This window comes from Brevibacillus sp. FW306-2-1A-C05A (genome assembly GCF_058781555.1).
Genome location: NZ_JBYSWV010000008.1, coordinates 19,663 through 35,226, shown reverse-complemented (window position 1 = coordinate 35,226; position 15,564 = coordinate 19,663). Strand labels below are relative to the sequence as shown.

Below are 15,564 nucleotides of genomic sequence, written 5' to 3'. Positions count from 1 at the left end.
GGGGCATGACCAAACGAGGAATGACCGCAGAAGATTTGTACCAACTGAAGTACGCGAGCGATCCCCAACTGTCTCCGGACGGGCGCACCGTCGTCTACGTAGAAACCTCGATTGACGAGGAACATGCGTACCGCAACCATCTGTACGTAAGAGAGCTGGCAGCGGCAGAGCCGCGGGCGCTGACGACAGGCGCTGTGCGCGACACGTATCCGCGCTGGTCGCCGGATGGCTCGCAGCTTTCGTTCGTCTCCAAGCGTTCCGGCACGTCACAGGTGTGGCTGATGGACGCTACCGGAGGCGAGCCGCGCCAGCTCACTTTCTGCAAGGCAGGAGCAAGCACTCCGATCTGGTCGCCGGATGGCCGCTACATCGCGTTTTCTGCCCTGCTGGATCGCGGTGAGACGTTCCACGACCGCGAAGGCGAAGGCGAAAAGAAAGCGACTGCCCCGAAAGTCATCCACGTGGAGCGGATGAAATACAAGTCCGACGACCACGGCTACTTGTACGAAAAAACCCGGCAACTGGCACTGGTCGATGTGCAATCGGGAGAAATCACGGCGCTCACGGACGGCCCGTACCACCATACGGTCGGCTCCTGGTCGCCGGATGGACAATGGCTGGCGATCACGGCCAACCGCACGGAAAATCCCGACATGCAGCACAGCCTCGATGTGTACCTCATCCCGATTGCGGGAGGGGAATGGAAAAAGCTGACGAGCAGCAACGGAACCTTCTTTTATCCAACCTGGTCGGCGGACGGCAAAAAGCTCGCCTATATTGGCAGCGTGTCTGAAACCTACCTGAATGCGACGCAAAAGAAAGTATGGGTCTACGATTTGGAAAGCGGCCAGCAGACGTGCGTGACGGCAGACTGGGATGTGCAGATTGGCGATTCGACGATTGGCGACGTGCGCTCCCCGGGACATCCGAATCCGGGCGCGGTCTGGACAGAGGACGGAAGCGCGCTGTACGTGATCGTGAGCGAGCGCGGCAACTCCGGCATTTACCGCGTGTCGCTCGGTGGCGAGGCGACGCGCATCGTCGGCGGCAATCGCAACGTGTACGGATTTACCTTCCACGAGCAGCAGCAGACGGTGATCGCGGCCATTAGCGATCCGCTCATCCCTGGCGATTTGTACCAGATTGATTTGGCGACAGGAGCCGAGCGACGTCTGACAGAGCTGAACCGCGACTTTTTTGCGGATGTGGAACTGTCCGTGCCGGAAGAAATCGAGTTTACCGCACAAGACGGCTGGAACGTGCACGGCTGGATTTTGAAGCCGGTCGGCTACCAGCCAGGCGAAAAGTACCCGCTCGTCCTGCAAATCCACGGCGGCCCGCACTCGATGTACGGCAACACGTTTTTCCACGAGTTTCAGCTTTTGGCGGCAAAAGGCTACGCGGTGCTCTACACGAATCCGCGCGGCAGCTTCGGCTACGGCGAGCGCTTCATGCAGGCGTGCTGCGGCGATTACGGCGGCAAAGATTACCTCGACCTGATGAGCGCGGTCGATTACGCGTGCGCACAGTTCGACTTCGTGGACGAGTCGCGCCTCGGGGTAGCTGGCGGCAGCTACGGCGGCCTTATGACCAACTGGATCGTTGGGCAGACGAACCGCTTCAAGGCCGGGGTGACAGATCGCAGCATTTGCAACTGGATGAGCTTTTACGGCGTGAGCGACATCGGCTACTACTTCAGCGCAGAGGAAATTCAGGCGAATCCGTTCACCAACCCGGAAAAAATGTGGCATCACTCGCCGATCCGCCTCGTCGCCAACATGGAGACGCCGCTGTTGATTATGCACGGAGAACAGGATCACCGCTGCCCGATCGACCAAGCCGAGCAGCTTTACATCACGCTGAAACATCAAGGCAAGGCTCCCGTGTCTTTCGTCCGCTTCCCCGGCGCCAGCCACGAGCTGTCCCGCAGCGGCGACCCGGAGCAGCGCGTCCTCAGATTGCAGTACACCGCAGACTGGTTCGCGACGTACATGGAGCCGAAGGTGCCGAGCTTGCAGCAGTAATCGTACCACCCATTCGGTCTTGAGGAGGAGCGTACCATGAACAAGGAACAAGTATTGGGCTACGTCCAGGAAATATTGCCGGAGGCTGTCGACCGACTGAAGCAATACGCCAGCTTTCCAACAGTGTCCGCGCAGCATAAAGCGATCCCGGAGACGGTGGAATACGTGGTGCAGATGATTCGCGAGGCGGGCGGCGAGACAAAAGTTCTCGACGACCTGGGCGGCAATCCGGTCGTCTACGCCTTTTTTGCAGCGGGCAGCGAAGGCGACGCGAGCAAAACGTTGCTCTACTACAACCACTACGACGTTCAGCCGCCAGAGCCGTTCAACGAGTGGCAGACCGAGCCGTTCACGCCGACCGAGATCGACGGCAAGCTGTTCGCGCGCGGAGTGGCAGACAACAAGGGCGACCTCGTGGCGCGGCTTTCCGCGATCAAAATCTTGCAGCAAAAGCTGGGCGGCCTGCCGTGCAACATCAAGTTTTTGATCGAAGGCGAGGAAGAGATCGGCAGCCCGAACCTGGAGCCGTATTTGCGCAAGTACAAAGACCTGTTTGCAGCCGATGCGTGCATCTGGGAGTTCGGCGGAAAAGACGAGGCTGAGCGCATCAGCATGGTCGCCGGAATCAAAGGCATGGCGTATTTGGAGCTGACGTGCGTAGGCGCGGACATCGACATGCATTCCTCCGTGGGCGCGTATGTCGACAACGCGGCGTGGCGCTTGGTGCAAGCTTTGGCGACGATGAAAAACCAGCAAAACGAAATTTTGGTAGAAGGCTTTTTCGACGGGATCGTGGAGCCGACAGAAGAGGAAAAGCAGGTCGTGGCCGCGCTGCCGTTCAGCGAGGAAGCGACGGCGCAGCTATACGGCTTGAAGCGCCCGCTGATTACGGCGGCAAAAGGGGTAGACCCGCGTGAAGCGATGGTGTTCCATCCGACGATGACGATTTGCGGGCTGGACAGCGGCTACACGGGCGAAGGCGCGAAAACGGTTTTGCCGAAGGTGGCAAAAGCCAAGGTCGATTGCCGCCTCGTCCCAGGCCAAGACCCGGACCACATCCTGCGCTGCGTCGAGGCTCATCTGCAAAAGCACGGCTTCGACGACATTTCCGTCACGATGATTAACGGCCAAAAAGCGTACCGCTCCGCTTTCCGCCATCCGTTCGTCGCCCATGTGCTCGATTCCGCACGGGTTATTTATGAAAACGAGCCTGTGCTCGCGCCAAATGCGGCAGGAACTGGCCCGATGTACATTTTCGGGGAGCAACTTCAACTGCCCGTCGTCAGCACAGGTGTAGGCTGGGTCGGCTGCAAGGTACACGCTCCGAACGAATCTATCCGTCTGAAAGACTTTGAGGAAGGCATTGCCCACATGGTCGTGATGCTCTCCGGCTTTGCCCAGGCGCTGTCCGGGGCTGAAAAAGAAGTGGAAGCGTAAGCGCAAATTTCATTTCCCCCATTTCAAGACCTCGTCCAGACGGGGTCTTTTTTTACCCGGTTGCTGTTTGCGACAGCTACGGAGTGGACTTTCATTTTGCAAACCATGTACAATCGACTTAGCGAAGCTGTCGTATATTTCAGGAGGCGAATGGCATGAACAGCGAACATTCCCGGTTTGAAACCGCAACCTTTGCAGGTGGCTGCTTCTGGTGCATGGTCAGCCCGTTTGACAAGCTGCCAGGAATTGAAAAGGTTGTGTCCGGCTATACAGGCGGACATGTGGAAAACCCGACTTATGAACAAGTATGCTCCGGGACGACCGGGCATTTTGAGGCTGTACAGATTACGTACGATCCTGCGCTCATCTCCTACGAGGAGCTGCTGCAAATGTTTTGGAGACAGATCGACCCGACAGATGCAGGCGGCCAATTCGGAGATCGCGGACAGTCTTACGCTCCGGCGATTTTCTTTCACACCCCCGAGCAGGAGCGGCTGGCGATCCAGTCACGCGACGAGCTTGCGCAAAGCGGGCGTTTTCAGAAGCCGATTGCGACCTTGATTTTGCCTGCCAAGCCGTTTTACCCGGCGGAGGAGTATCACCAGGACTACTACAAGAAAAATCCGCTGCGCTATCAGTATTACAAGGCGGCGTCCGGCAGGGCGAAGTTCATCAAGGAAGCGTGGCGCGACAAACAGAAGCAGGAAGAACTGAAAAAGAAACTGACGCCGATTCAGTACGAAGTGACGCAAAACAACGGCACGGAGCGCCCGTTTGCCAACGAGTTCTGGAATCACAAGGAAGAGGGCATCTACGTCGACATCGTTTCCAACGAGCCGCTGTTTTCCTCGCTGGACAAATTCGATGCGGGCTGCGGCTGGCCGTCTTTCACGAAGCCGCTGCAAAGCGAGAACGTTACCGAGCACATTGACCTGTCTCACAACATGATTCGCACAGAGGTGCGCAGCAAGCACGCGGACTCCCATCTCGGGCACGTGTTCGAGGACGGCCCGGGGGAAAACGGCTTGCGCTACTGCATCAACTCTGCGGCGCTGCGCTTCATTCCAAAAGACAAACTGGAAGAGGAAGGCTTCGGCGAGTATAAAAAGCTGTTTGAAAACAAATAACGCCAGTTGCTGTTCCTTGCGCATCGCGAGGATCGGGCCGCCATTCTCTGTGGATTTTTTTGGGAAGGGCGGTCTTTTTGTACAGTTTAAGAATGGATAAGATTCTTATCCAGTATAAGGGCAACGAAGGCTGCGGCAATGGCTTGGCGCAGCCAAGTTTTCTCATCCAAAACAAGCGCGCCTCACAGGCTTACATGGAAAGGATGCGAGAGAGTCCACCATGATCCGAAAGAGACTTTTCCACAGCTTGCTTGGACTGCTGCTCGCAGCGACGATGCTTGCGGGCTGTTCCATGGGGGTGGAACCGCCTGCGGAAAACGAGAGCCCGCCACCAAAAGCGGGGGCTGAGGGAGGCACCTTGGTCGTCGCCCGCATGTCTGATGCGACCAATCTCGACCCGCACTTCATTTCTACCATCAATGCAGCCAGTGTGGTGCACCAAAAAGTTTACGAGGGGCTGGTCAAGCGGGATGCCAACATGGTGATCGCGCCGCAGCTTGCCCTCTCCTGGAGGCAGGTGAACGACCTGGTGTGGGAGTTCAAGCTGCGTCAGGGCGTGTTCTTCCACGACGGTACGCCGTTTGACGCTGCAGCGGTCAAAAAGACGCTGGACCGGGTGATGGACCCAAAAACGGCTTCTCCGCGGGCTGCGATGTTCGACAAGATCAAGGAAGTCAAAATCATCGACCCGTACACGGTGCAGTTTCTTTTGGAAAAGCCGTTTGCGCCGCTGCTGTCCATTTTGGCCAGTCACGAAGGCAGCATCATCAGCCCGAAAGCCATCGACGAGTACGGCCGCGAGCTTTCCGCGCACCCTGTCGGGACAGGGCCGTTTCTGTTTCGCTCCTGGGAGCCTGGCCGGCAGATCGTGCTGGACAAAAACCCGCACTATTGGGGCGATCAGCCGAAGCTCGATCGCGTCGTCTTCCGCGTCGTCGCCGACGACACGAAGCGGATTGCGCTGGTCGAAAACGGCGAGGCCCATGTGGCCGAGTCCATTCCGGTGCAGGACATCGAGCGGCTGTCCGCGTCCAATCGTCTGCGCGTCTACCGCAGCGAGGCGTTGGGCACGGAGTTTATCGGGTTCAACGTGGCGGCGGGGCCGCTGCGCGATCTCCGCGTCAGACAGGCGATCAGCTCTGCCATCGAGACGGGCGCGATCATCAAAGGCGTGTACAACAACGTAGGAACGCAGGCCAATTCGCCACTCGGCCCGAAAGTGTTCGGCTACAGTCCTTCCGTCAAAAGCTATCCGTACGACTTGAACAAAGCGCGGGAGCTGCTCGCCAAAGCCGGCTATCCGAACGGCTTTTCCATCCGCATGCTGACCTATGACCGCAACGACCGCGTTACGGTCGCGCAGGTGATCCGCTCGCAGCTAAAAGGCATCGGGATTGATGCCAGGCTCGAAGTGGTCAGCTACGCCGATTTTGTCACGCAAATCGAGAAGACGAGGACGCACGAAATATTCGTCAGCGGCTGGGGCAATGCGACAGGCGATGCGGACTACAATCAGTACAACCTGTTTCACACCCAGGGCGGCGGGGCCGGAAACAGCTTTCAGTACAGCAACCCGGAGCTGGACAGGCTACTTGACGCCGGAAGAGTGGAGACAGACCCGGCCAAAAGGCTTGCGATCTACGCCAAGGCGCAGGAGCTGGAGCTGCGCGACGCTTTGCTCGTACCGATCCGCAACCTGGAAAACCTCGCCGTCATCAGCACGGACATCCAGGGCTTTTCCATCAGTCCGGCAGGCTATCTGATGCTCTATCAGGTGAGCTTGCAAAAATAAAAAAGGCGGCAGCACGGCGCACGAAGTGGCTGTGCTCTAGGGCGGAACCCGAAGACGCGCTTGCACAACAGCGCGTCTTTTTGTTGCTTTGTTACGCGCAGGCTATAGCTGTATAGGTTTTAAGTATAGATAGAATGGTCGAAAAGGATAGAAGAATCAAAAAACGTGCAGTATAATCAAAAATATTTTAAATAGCCGTAAAACATAGAGAAAGAGTAGGAGAGAGAAACATGCATACTGTGGAAAGAATCAGCAAGTTTGTCGGCAGCACGTTTTCGCTATGGGTGATCCTGTTTGCCATTCTCGGTTTTTTCATGCCGGAAGCGTTCGTCGGAGGAAAAGGCTACATTTCGTTTTTGCTCGGGAGCATTATGTTCGGGATGGGGCTGACATTGTCGTCCGAAGATTTTCGCGAAGTGTTTCGCAGGCCAGTCGATGTGCTGATCGGCGTCGTCGGCCATTATTTGATTATGCCTTCGCTCGCGTTCATCCTCGCGGTTACGTTGCAGCTTCCGCCTGATATTGCCGTCGGCGTCATTTTGGTCGGCTGCTGTCCAAGCGGAACGGCGTCCAACGTCATGACCTATTTGTCAAAAGGGGACGTGGCGCTCGGTGTGTCCATCGCTGCCGTGTCCACGCTGATCGCGCCGATTGCCACGCCTGCGCTCATCTCGCTTTTGGCCGGCAAGTGGATGGCGATTGATGCGAAGTCGCTGTTTCTCGATATCGTCCTGGTTGTGATTGTGCCGATTGTGCTCGGTGTCATCGTCAAGGCGTTTTTCGGCAAGCAGGCGGAGGCGAGTGCAAAAGCGCTGCCGCTCGTATCCACCATCGCGATTGTGCTGATCGTGGCGATCGTCGTCGCCCTGAACAAAGGCAAGATCGTCGAAACGGGCATGATGATTTTCGCAGTCGTCATCCTGCACAATGTGCTCGGCTACTTGCTCGGCTATTTCTTCGCCAAGCTGTTCGGGCTGAACCTGGCCAAGCGCAAAGCGGTCACGCTGGAAACAGGGATGCAAAACTCCGGTCTCGGCGCCGCGCTTGCAGCCGCTCACTTCAACCCGCTGGCAGCCGTGCCGAGCGCCATTTTCAGCGTCTGGCACAATCTGTCCGGGTCGGTGCTCGCTACGTACTTTGCGAAAAAAGAAGAATAGTACGTATGACAACCGATCGCTCGGGGTGGCATGATGATTTTTTGCCGATACAGACAACGTTCCTGTAACGAAACGGGCCCGATTTATGTCATAATGGGTACGTACTTCCGCTTTGCAGGACGTACCCAACACCTTTTGGGCTGACTTTGTAGCCGGGCCCGATTCGAAAGGACGTCAAGATGAAACGTTTTGCCAATTGTACAAACCATCCGATCATACTGGTAACGGCAGCGCTTCTTGCGCTGTCGGGGTGCAGCGGCTTGGCCGGGCCTGCTCCGCAGGAAAAAACGGCTCCGCCCGCGACAGCGCCGGAACAGACGAAGCAGAAGAGCGTAAAGCCAGAGGAGAGCAAGCCGGCGGATCAGCAGCCGGCACCTTCTGCAAAAACCGCGCCGCCGGCCGAGGCCAAGCCGGATGAGGCAAAGCAAACCGAAGCGCAACCGCCGAAAAAGCCGCCTGCCACAGCGGCCGCAGACACCGAGGCGATGCTTGCGGATATCGAGGTAGTCGCCGAGCCAGCGAGCATGGCCGTTCTCGTCAACAAGCAGCGCAAGCTCCCGGAAAACTACACGCCAACCGACCTCGTTTTCCCGAATGTGCCTTACCTGCTCCCGAAAAAGAGCGAGAAGCGGAAGCTGCGCAAAGAGGCAGCAGCGGCACTGGAAGCGTTGTTTGCTGCGGCGAAAGCAGACGGAGTCTCGCTTGCGGGCGTATCCGCCTACCGCTCCCACACCTATCAAAAAGCGCTGTTCAACCGCTACGTGCAAAAAGACGGAGTAGAAAAGGCGCGCACGTACAGCGCCGTGCCTGGCACGAGCGAGCATGAGACGGGACTTGCGATCGACGTCTCCGGCATCGACGGCAAATGCGCCGCGACGAGCTGCTTTGCGGACACAAAAGAAGCGAAGTGGCTTGCCGAGCACGCTCAGGAATACGGCTTTATCATCCGCTACCCGGAAGGCAAAGAGGCGATTACCGGCTACATGTACGAACCGTGGCATTTGCGCTATGTCGGGACAGAAATCGCCAAGGAAATCAAAGCGCAAGGCATCACCCTGGAAGAGTATTTGGGCGTGGTTCCAGCTTCCGCAAGCGAATAGCGATCATCCGCAAAACGCGACGCCGATTTTTCGCCCGATGAAAAATCGGCGTTTTTCCTGCCCGGCTGCTGTTCGCGCAATCTGCCATTGAGAAACGGATTTCTATGCTATAATGATCTCGGGTGAAGATAATGAGCGAAAAATCAATCAGAGAACGAATCATCGAAACATCCATGCGCCTGTTCGAAGCACATGGCTACCACCGGGTGACCGTCGACCAAATCGTCAAGGAAAGCGGAACCTCGAAGGGAGGATTTTATCACAACTTCAAATCCAAGGATGAACTCCTCTACATCATTCACGACCAATTCATTACGTACGTTCTGGAAAAGGCAGAGGAAGCTTACGAGAAATGGGATACGCCGACGGAACGCCTGCAGGCGATCGTAAAATCGTTTGTCATGATGATTGATCTGTACCGCTCACAGGTAACGATTTTTTATCAGGAAAGCCTCTTTTTGACCCCGGAATATTTTACGGATATTGAAACGAAGCGGGATCGCTACAAAAAGATCATGTTTACGGTCATCTCGGACGGGATTCAGTCAGGCGAATTTCGGCCGGAGCTGCCTGTGCCGATCGTCTCCATGGCGATTTTCGGCATGGTCAACTGGATTTACAAATGGTATCAAAAAACAGGGACGTACTCGATCGAGCAGATTGCGGACATTTACGCCGACATGGTGCTGCATTCCGTTTTGAAGCCCGAGGCGATGGAAAATCCGGCGTTCAACCGTTTTTTCCTGACGTCTGGCGACACGCCGTTCAAGTCGTTTTAAAGCAGGAGGGATCAGGCGGCTACTCGCCGTTTGCTGGCAAGAGAGCAGGGGCATAGTCGCTTCACGGTCCGCTTAAAAATGTATCGCGCAGACTGACTGGTTGGTCTGTACTATTATTCAGATATTTGCTATAATCAGCAAAAGACCAACTGGTCGGTCCAGTAGACACTCCACAGACCAACCAGTCGGTTCGTAAAAGACAGACTCGGAACACGGGAGGAATAAGTGTGCTGACGATCTATGAATTGAGAGAACTTGTAAAGCTGTTGGAGCAGACGGACATAGAATCGCTCGAAGTAAAAGACGAGGAATCCCGCCTGCGCATCAAACGACGCACGAATGAGACTGCGACAGCCGACAAAGCGGCCTACGTGCAAAAGACGGAGCCTGGCAAAAAAGCGGCTGCGGTCGTTGCCTTGCCACAACCTGAAAAAGCGCCTGTCCAGCAACCGAAGCCGCAACCTGTGGCTGTAGCTGTAGCAGAAAAAGTCGCTCCGGCCGCAGTCGCTGAACAGACGGAAAGTTTGCACAAAATTACCTCCCCGATGGTCGGGACCTTCTATGCCGCTCCGGCCGAGGATGCTCCGCCGTACGTTTCCGCGGGCGACCGCGTAGAGCCGTCAAGCATCGTTTGTATTGTCGAGGCCATGAAGCTGTTTAACGAGATTGAGGCAGAGGTAAAAGGGGAAATCGTTCAAGTACTGGTGGAAAATGGTCAGTTGGTTGAGCATGGTCAGCCGCTGTTTCTCGTAAAGCTTGCCTAGAAGGAAAGCGCGATTGAAGGGAGGTCTGGACAAGTGAACAAAGACACGCTGTTTACGCAATTTCCCGTGCCGACGTACGAGCAGTGGCGGGAAGCCGCAGAAAAATCGTTGAAGGGCGCGTCATTCGATGCCAAACTGTTGACCAAGACGTATGAAGGAATCGTCCGCCAGCCGATCTACCGGACGGAAGATGTCGCAACATTGCCACAGCTAGACGTGGAGCCGGGCCAGGCGCCATTTGTCAGGGGAACGAAAAGTCCGTACGGAGGCGGCGCACAGCGCTGGGAGGTCTGCCAGGAGATGACGGCCTCGGACGCCAAGTCGTTTAACGAAACGGCCCTCGCGGATTTGGCTCGCGGACAAACGATGCTGCACCTCGTCCTCGACCGGGCGGCACGGGCAGGACTGGACCCGGATGAAGCGCTGCCGGAGGACATCGGAGCAGGAGGCGTCTCGCTTTTTTCCGTGGAGGATTTGGCTGAGGCGCTGCGTGGACTGAACCTGGAGGAACTGCCGATTTTCATCCCATCCGGGCCGCTCGGCTTGCCAGTGTTTGCCCTCGTGTTGGCTCATCTGGAAGCGAGCGGGTGCAAAGCCGGAGAACTGCGCGGCTGCATCGGCCAAGACCCGGTGGCAGCGCTGCTCGCAGATGGCGAGCTTCCGTACTCGCTGGACACGGCGTTTGCCGCCATGGCGAAAATGACGCGCTGGGCGAGCGAGCATGCGCCGCAGCTCAAAACGATTCTCGTCCAAGGCAACGCCTACTACGAAAGCGGCGGTCATGCGGTTGCCGAGCTTGCGTTTTCGCTGGCGACGGGCGTCGACTACATCCAGGCCATGCTGGAGCGCGGGCTGTCGATTGAGGAAGCGGCGGGCCGGATGCAGTTTTCTTTTTCTATCGGCTCTGACGTGTTTATGGAAATCGCGAAGCTGCGGGCCGCGAAAATGCTCTGGGCGAACATCGTCGCTTCTTATGGAGGCTCGGCCGAGGCGCAAAAGATGAAGATTCACGCGCGGACGGCCGCCTGGACGAAAACGGTGTACGATCCGTACGTCAACATGCTGCGCGCGACGACGGAAGCGTTTTCGGCGATTGTCGGCGGGGTAGACAGCCTGCACGTGTCGGCGTTCGACGAAGCGATCCGCCCGGCAAACGAATTTTCCCGGCGCATTGCCCGCAACACGCAAATCATTTTGGAGCAGGAGGCGCACTTGGCGAAGGTGGCAGACCCTGCCGGCGGCTCGTGGTACGTGGAATGGCTCACCGATGAGCTGGCGAAAAAAGCGTGGGAGCTGTTTTTGCAGGTAGAGGAAAAGGGCGGCATGCTTCGGGCGCTGGCGGAAGGCTTCCCGCAAAGCGTGATTGCAGAGAGCGCCGCGCGCAAGGAAAAAGATATCGCCGAGCGCAAAAGCCGCATCGTCGGCACGAATATGTATCCGAATCCGTCCGAGCAGCCGTTGCCGCAACAGGCGGCACCTGCCCTGCATGAACAGCGCATCGCCGCACTGCACGCTCATCGGGCGAGAACAGCGCCGTCTGCGTTTTCCGAACGGCTGGCAAAGCTCGCGCACGACGCAGAAGAGTGGGTCGGCCATGCGGTACAGGCCGCGCTCGCCGGAGCGACCATAGGCGATCTCGCCAAAGCGTTGACCCGCTCCGGGCAAACAGCGACCGTCATTGCCCCGCTGCGCACGCACCGCGCGGCCGAGGCGTTTGAAGCGCTCCGCAAACAGGCGGACGACTATACGCACAGGACCGGGCAGCGCCCGAGCGTCTTTCTCGCGGCAGTCGGCCCTGTGGCGAAGCATAAGGCGAGGGCGGATTTTGCCGCCGAGTTTTTTGCCGTCGGAGGCTTTGCGGTTTTGCGCCCGCAAGCATACGGCACTGCCGCAGAGGCCAAGGAAGCGGCGCTCGCCTCCGGAGCCAAAATTACCGTCATCTGCTCCGACGATGCGAGCTATCCCGAACTGGTGCCGCCGCTCGCCCAGGCGCTCAAGCAGGAAGCTGCCGACATGACCGTGCTGCTTGCCGGCTTGCCTGACGCCGAGCAGTTGGCCGCGTACAAGGCGGCTGGCGTAGATGACTGCATCCATTTGCGCTCCAATTGCTATCAGATGCTGCGAGAACTTCAGGAGCGGACAGGAGTGAGCTCACGATGAACAGACCTGATTTTTCCAAAGTGCCGTATCGTGGCAGCCGGGACATTTCCGATCTGTTTCCAAACCATGTGGCATCCGCCGAAGCGAAAAAGCTTCTGGATGAGCAGATTTGGCAGACGCTGGAGCAAATTCCCGTCAAGCCTCTCTATACAAAAGAAGACGTGCAAGGCATGACGCATCTCGGCTACATGCCGGGCTTGCCGCCGTATTTTCGCGGGCCGTATCCGACGATGTACGTGACGCAGCCGTGGACGGTGCGCCAGTATGCCGGCTTTTCCACGGCGGAGGAGAGCAACGCCTTCTATCGCCGCAATTTGGCGGCCGGACAAAAAGGGCTGTCGATTGCCTTTGACCTCGCGACGCATCGCGGCTACGATTCCGACCACCCGCGGGTCGTCGGCGACGTCGGGAAGGCCGGGGTGGCGGTAGACTCGATTCTCGACATGAAAATTTTGTTCGACGGCATTCCGCTGGACAAAATGTCTGTCTCGATGACGATGAACGGAGCGGTGCTGCCGATCATGGCGTTTTACATCGTGGCGGCAGAAGAGCAGGGCGTCTCGCAGGACCAGTTGACCGGAACGATCCAAAACGACATTTTGAAGGAATACATGGTGCGCAATACGTACATTTATCCGCCGGAAGCGTCGATGAAGATCATTTCCGATATTTTCGCCTACACCTCGAAGCACATGCCGAAATTCAACAGCATCAGTATTTCCGGCTACCACCTGCAGGAAGCGGGCGCGACGGCGGACATCGAGCTGGCGTACACGCTGGCAGACGGGCTGGAGTACGTGCGCACAGGGCTTGCCGCAGGGATCGACATCGACGCATTCGCGCCGCGCCTGTCGTTTTTCTGGGCGATCGGCATGAACTACTTCATGGAAGTCGCGAAAATGCGGGCAGCCCGCCTGATCTGGGCGAGCCTCATCAAGCAGTTCAACCCGAAAAACGAAAAGTCGATGGCGCTGCGAACCCACTCGCAGACGTCCGGCTGGAGCCTGACGGAGCAAGACCCGTACAACAACGTCGTGCGGACGTGCATCGAAGCGATGGCGGCGGCGCTCGGGCATACCCAGTCGCTGCATACGAACGCGCTCGACGAGGCAATCGCGCTGCCGACCGACTTTTCTGCCCGGATTGCGCGCAACACACAGCTTTTTTTGCAGGACGAGACGCAGATTACGAAGGTCGTCGATCCGTGGGCTGGCTCGTACTACGTCGAGTCGCTGACGGCGCAGCTCGTGGAAAAAGCGTGGGCGCACATCGAAGAGATCGAAGCGCTGGGCGGCATGGCCAAGGCGATTGAGACCGGCCTGCCGAAAATGAAGATCGAGGAAGCGGCCGCAAGACGCCAGGCGCACATCGACTCGGCGAAGGAAGCGATCATCGGCGTAAACAAATACCGGCTGGACAAGGAAGACCCGCTGGAAATTCTCGAAGTCGACAATACGGCGGTGCGCGAGGCGCAAATCCGGCGGTTGCAGGAGCTGCGCCAAAACCGCGACGAGGCGAGAGTGCAGGCGGCTCTGGCGGCGATTACGGAGTGCGCGCGCACAGGCGAAGGCAACCTGCTTGCGCTGGCGATCGAAGCGGCGCGGGCACGGGCTTCGCTCGGGGAAATATCCGACGCCTACGAAAAAGTGGTCGGCCGCCACAAAGCGGTCATTCGCTCGATCAGCGGCGTCTACAGCTCGGAATACGCGGATGCGGAAGAAGTGGCAGCCGTGCGCAAGATGGCGGACGAGTTCGAGCAGTGGGAAGGCCGACGCCCGCGCATCATGATCGCCAAAATGGGCCAGGACGGGCACGACCGAGGCGCCAAAGTGATCGCGACTGCTTTTGCCGACCTCGGCTTTGACGTCGACATCGGGCCGCTGTTCCAGACACCGGAGGAAACAGCCAAGCAAGCGGTGGAAAACGACGTGCATGTCATCGGCTTCAGCTCGCTGGCCGCAGGGCACAAGACGCTGCTGCCGCAACTCGTCGAGGAGCTGAAAAAGCTCGGGCGCGAGGATATCGTCGTCGTCATCGGCGGGGTCATTCCGCCGCAAGATTACGCGTTTTTGCGCGAGCACGGCGCTGCTGCTATCTTCGGTCCGGGTACGGTGATTCCGGTAGCGGCCCAGCACGTTTTGCAAGAGATCGTCCAACGTCTGGAGGCTGCTGGCCTATGAGCGCAGGTGGAGACGGCAAGGCTTCGCTGAACTTTTCCTCCAAAGTCCGCCTCCCGCGCCTCTCCGTCGAGCAGTACGTAAAGGGCGTGCGCGAAAACAACCGGACCGTGCTCGCGCAGGCGATTACGCTTGTCGAGAGCAACTCCGCCGCCCATATGGAGATGGCTCAGGAGGTGATCCGCCAGCTTTTGCCGCACACGGGAAATTCGATTCGCATCGGCGTGTCCGGCGTGCCGGGAGCGGGCAAGAGTACGTTTATCGAAGCATTTGGCACGATGCTGTGCGAAAAAGGCCACCGGGTCGCCGTGCTCGCGGTCGATCCGAGCAGCACGGTGACGCGCGGCAGCATTCTCGGGGACAAGACGCGGATGGAGCTGTTGTCGCGCAATCCGCAGGCGTTCATCCGGCCGTCCGCGACGGGCGGGACGCTTGGCGGCGTCAACCGCAAGACGCGGGAGACGATGCTGATTTGCGAAGCGGCAGGTTACGACGTGATTCTGGTCGAGACGGTCGGTGTCGGGCAAAGCGAGACGACGGTCAGGTCGATGGTCGATTTCTTTTTGCTGCTGATGCTGACGGGAGCGGGCGACGAGCTGCAAGGCATCAAAAAAGGCATCATGGAAATTGCCGATGCGCTGTTGATTCACAAGGCAGACGGGGAAAACCGCACCCGCGCGCTGATCGCCAAGGGCGAATACAACCGGGTGCTGCACTACTTGCAGCCTGCGACAACCGGCTGGGAGACGAAGGCGTACATGTGTTCGTCCGTGACTGGCGAAGGGATTCCCGAGATATGGGACGTCATCGGACAGTTCCGCGAGACGACCGTGAAGTCAGGCGGCTTCGAGGCCCGGCGCAAGGCGCAACTGCTCGACTGGATGCACAGCATGGCGCAGGACTATTTGCGCGCGACGTTTTTCGGCAATCCGCAGGTCGCGCAACTGCTGCCGGCGATTGAACAGGCTGTAGCCAGCGGAGAGCTGTCGCCGACGAGCGCCGTTCAGCAACTGGTGGCAGTCTACGAAAAAGCGATCATGAAATAGG

The 15,564-nt window shown here is 58.1% G+C and carries 11 protein-coding genes; all 11 read left to right on the top strand.

The window, feature by feature from the left end; translation table 11 throughout:
• Positions 1 to 5 precede the first annotated feature (5 nt).
• The 11 genes from AC3WJN_RS08045 to meaB all read left to right on the top strand — a co-directional run bounded on the left by AC3WJN_RS08045 (position 6) and on the right by meaB (position 15,563).
• A complete protein-coding gene (locus tag AC3WJN_RS08045; RefSeq protein ID WP_005829544.1) occupies positions 6 to 2,024 on the top strand; it encodes a S9 family peptidase in 2,019 nt (672 codons plus the stop codon).
• 36 nt (positions 2,025 to 2,060) lie between these two features.
• The gene (locus AC3WJN_RS08040) at positions 2,061 to 3,461 is read left to right on the top strand and encodes a M20/M25/M40 family metallo-hydrolase (RefSeq protein ID WP_007783662.1); all 1,401 of its coding nucleotides are present in this window, start codon (positions 2,061 to 2,063) and stop codon (positions 3,459 to 3,461) included.
• A gap of 155 nt (positions 3,462 to 3,616) precedes the next feature.
• Positions 3,617 to 4,588, top strand: a complete 972-nt coding sequence (gene msrA, locus AC3WJN_RS08035) for a peptide-methionine (S)-S-oxide reductase MsrA (RefSeq protein ID WP_005829548.1) — start codon at positions 3,617 to 3,619, stop codon at positions 4,586 to 4,588.
• Between the two features lie 220 nt (positions 4,589 to 4,808).
• Complete coding sequence (locus tag AC3WJN_RS08030; RefSeq protein ID WP_005829550.1) at positions 4,809 to 6,380, top strand: glutathione ABC transporter substrate-binding protein; 1,572 nt, start codon at positions 4,809 to 4,811, stop codon at positions 6,378 to 6,380.
• Between the two features lie 230 nt (positions 6,381 to 6,610).
• Complete coding sequence (locus AC3WJN_RS08025; protein WP_025847681.1) at positions 6,611 to 7,537, top strand: bile acid:sodium symporter family protein; 927 nt, start codon at positions 6,611 to 6,613, stop codon at positions 7,535 to 7,537.
• Positions 7,538 to 7,716: 179 nt separating this feature from the next.
• Positions 7,717 to 8,637, top strand: coding sequence for a M15 family metallopeptidase (locus tag AC3WJN_RS08020; protein WP_007786394.1), 921 nt, complete (start codon positions 7,717 to 7,719; stop codon positions 8,635 to 8,637).
• Between the two features lie 131 nt (positions 8,638 to 8,768).
• A complete protein-coding gene (locus AC3WJN_RS08015) occupies positions 8,769 to 9,416 on the top strand; it encodes a TetR/AcrR family transcriptional regulator (protein ID WP_005829556.1) in 648 nt (215 codons plus the stop codon).
• 227 nt (positions 9,417 to 9,643) lie between these two features.
• Positions 9,644 to 10,180 carry an acetyl-CoA carboxylase biotin carboxyl carrier protein gene (accB, locus tag AC3WJN_RS08010; RefSeq protein WP_025847684.1) on the top strand — a complete coding sequence of 179 codons (537 nt, stop codon included), beginning with the start codon at positions 9,644 to 9,646 and terminating at the stop codon, positions 10,178 to 10,180.
• A 33-nt stretch (positions 10,181 to 10,213) separates the two neighbouring features.
• Positions 10,214 to 12,340, top strand: coding sequence for a methylmalonyl-CoA mutase family protein (locus AC3WJN_RS08005; RefSeq protein ID WP_429775370.1), 2,127 nt, complete (start codon positions 10,214 to 10,216; stop codon positions 12,338 to 12,340).
• Positions 12,337 to 14,520, top strand: coding sequence for a methylmalonyl-CoA mutase (scpA, locus tag AC3WJN_RS08000; protein WP_007786388.1), 2,184 nt, complete (start codon positions 12,337 to 12,339; stop codon positions 14,518 to 14,520). The genes AC3WJN_RS08005 and scpA overlap by 4 nt, the downstream gene beginning before the upstream one ends.
• Positions 14,517 to 15,563: a methylmalonyl Co-A mutase-associated GTPase MeaB gene (gene meaB / locus AC3WJN_RS07995; RefSeq protein WP_005829564.1), complete on the top strand. Its 1,047-nt coding sequence runs from the start codon at positions 14,517 to 14,519 to the stop codon at positions 15,561 to 15,563. Before scpA ends, meaB begins: the two co-directional genes overlap by 4 nt.
• The last annotated feature ends 1 nt before the right edge of the window (position 15,564 follow it).

Bases quoted from the DNA above. Each gene is read 5' to 3' on its own strand.
- AC3WJN_RS08040 (WP_007783662.1), top strand. From the start codon at position 2,061: ATGAACAAGGAACAAGTATTGGGCTACGTCCAGGAAATATTGCCGGAG.
- AC3WJN_RS08045 (WP_005829544.1), top strand. From the start codon at position 6: ATGACCAAACGAGGAATGACCGCAGAAGATTTGTACCAACTGAAGTAC.
- AC3WJN_RS08025 (WP_025847681.1), top strand. From the start codon at position 6,611: ATGCATACTGTGGAAAGAATCAGCAAGTTTGTCGGCAGCACGTTTTCG.
- AC3WJN_RS08030 (WP_005829550.1), top strand. From the start codon at position 4,809: ATGATCCGAAAGAGACTTTTCCACAGCTTGCTTGGACTGCTGCTCGCA.
- AC3WJN_RS08015 (WP_005829556.1), top strand. From the start codon at position 8,769: ATGAGCGAAAAATCAATCAGAGAACGAATCATCGAAACATCCATGCGC.
- AC3WJN_RS08020 (WP_007786394.1), top strand. From the start codon at position 7,717: ATGAAACGTTTTGCCAATTGTACAAACCATCCGATCATACTGGTAACG.
- msrA (WP_005829548.1), top strand. From the start codon at position 3,617: ATGAACAGCGAACATTCCCGGTTTGAAACCGCAACCTTTGCAGGTGGC.
- scpA (WP_007786388.1), top strand. From the start codon at position 12,337: ATGAACAGACCTGATTTTTCCAAAGTGCCGTATCGTGGCAGCCGGGAC.
- meaB (WP_005829564.1), top strand. From the start codon at position 14,517: ATGAGCGCAGGTGGAGACGGCAAGGCTTCGCTGAACTTTTCCTCCAAA.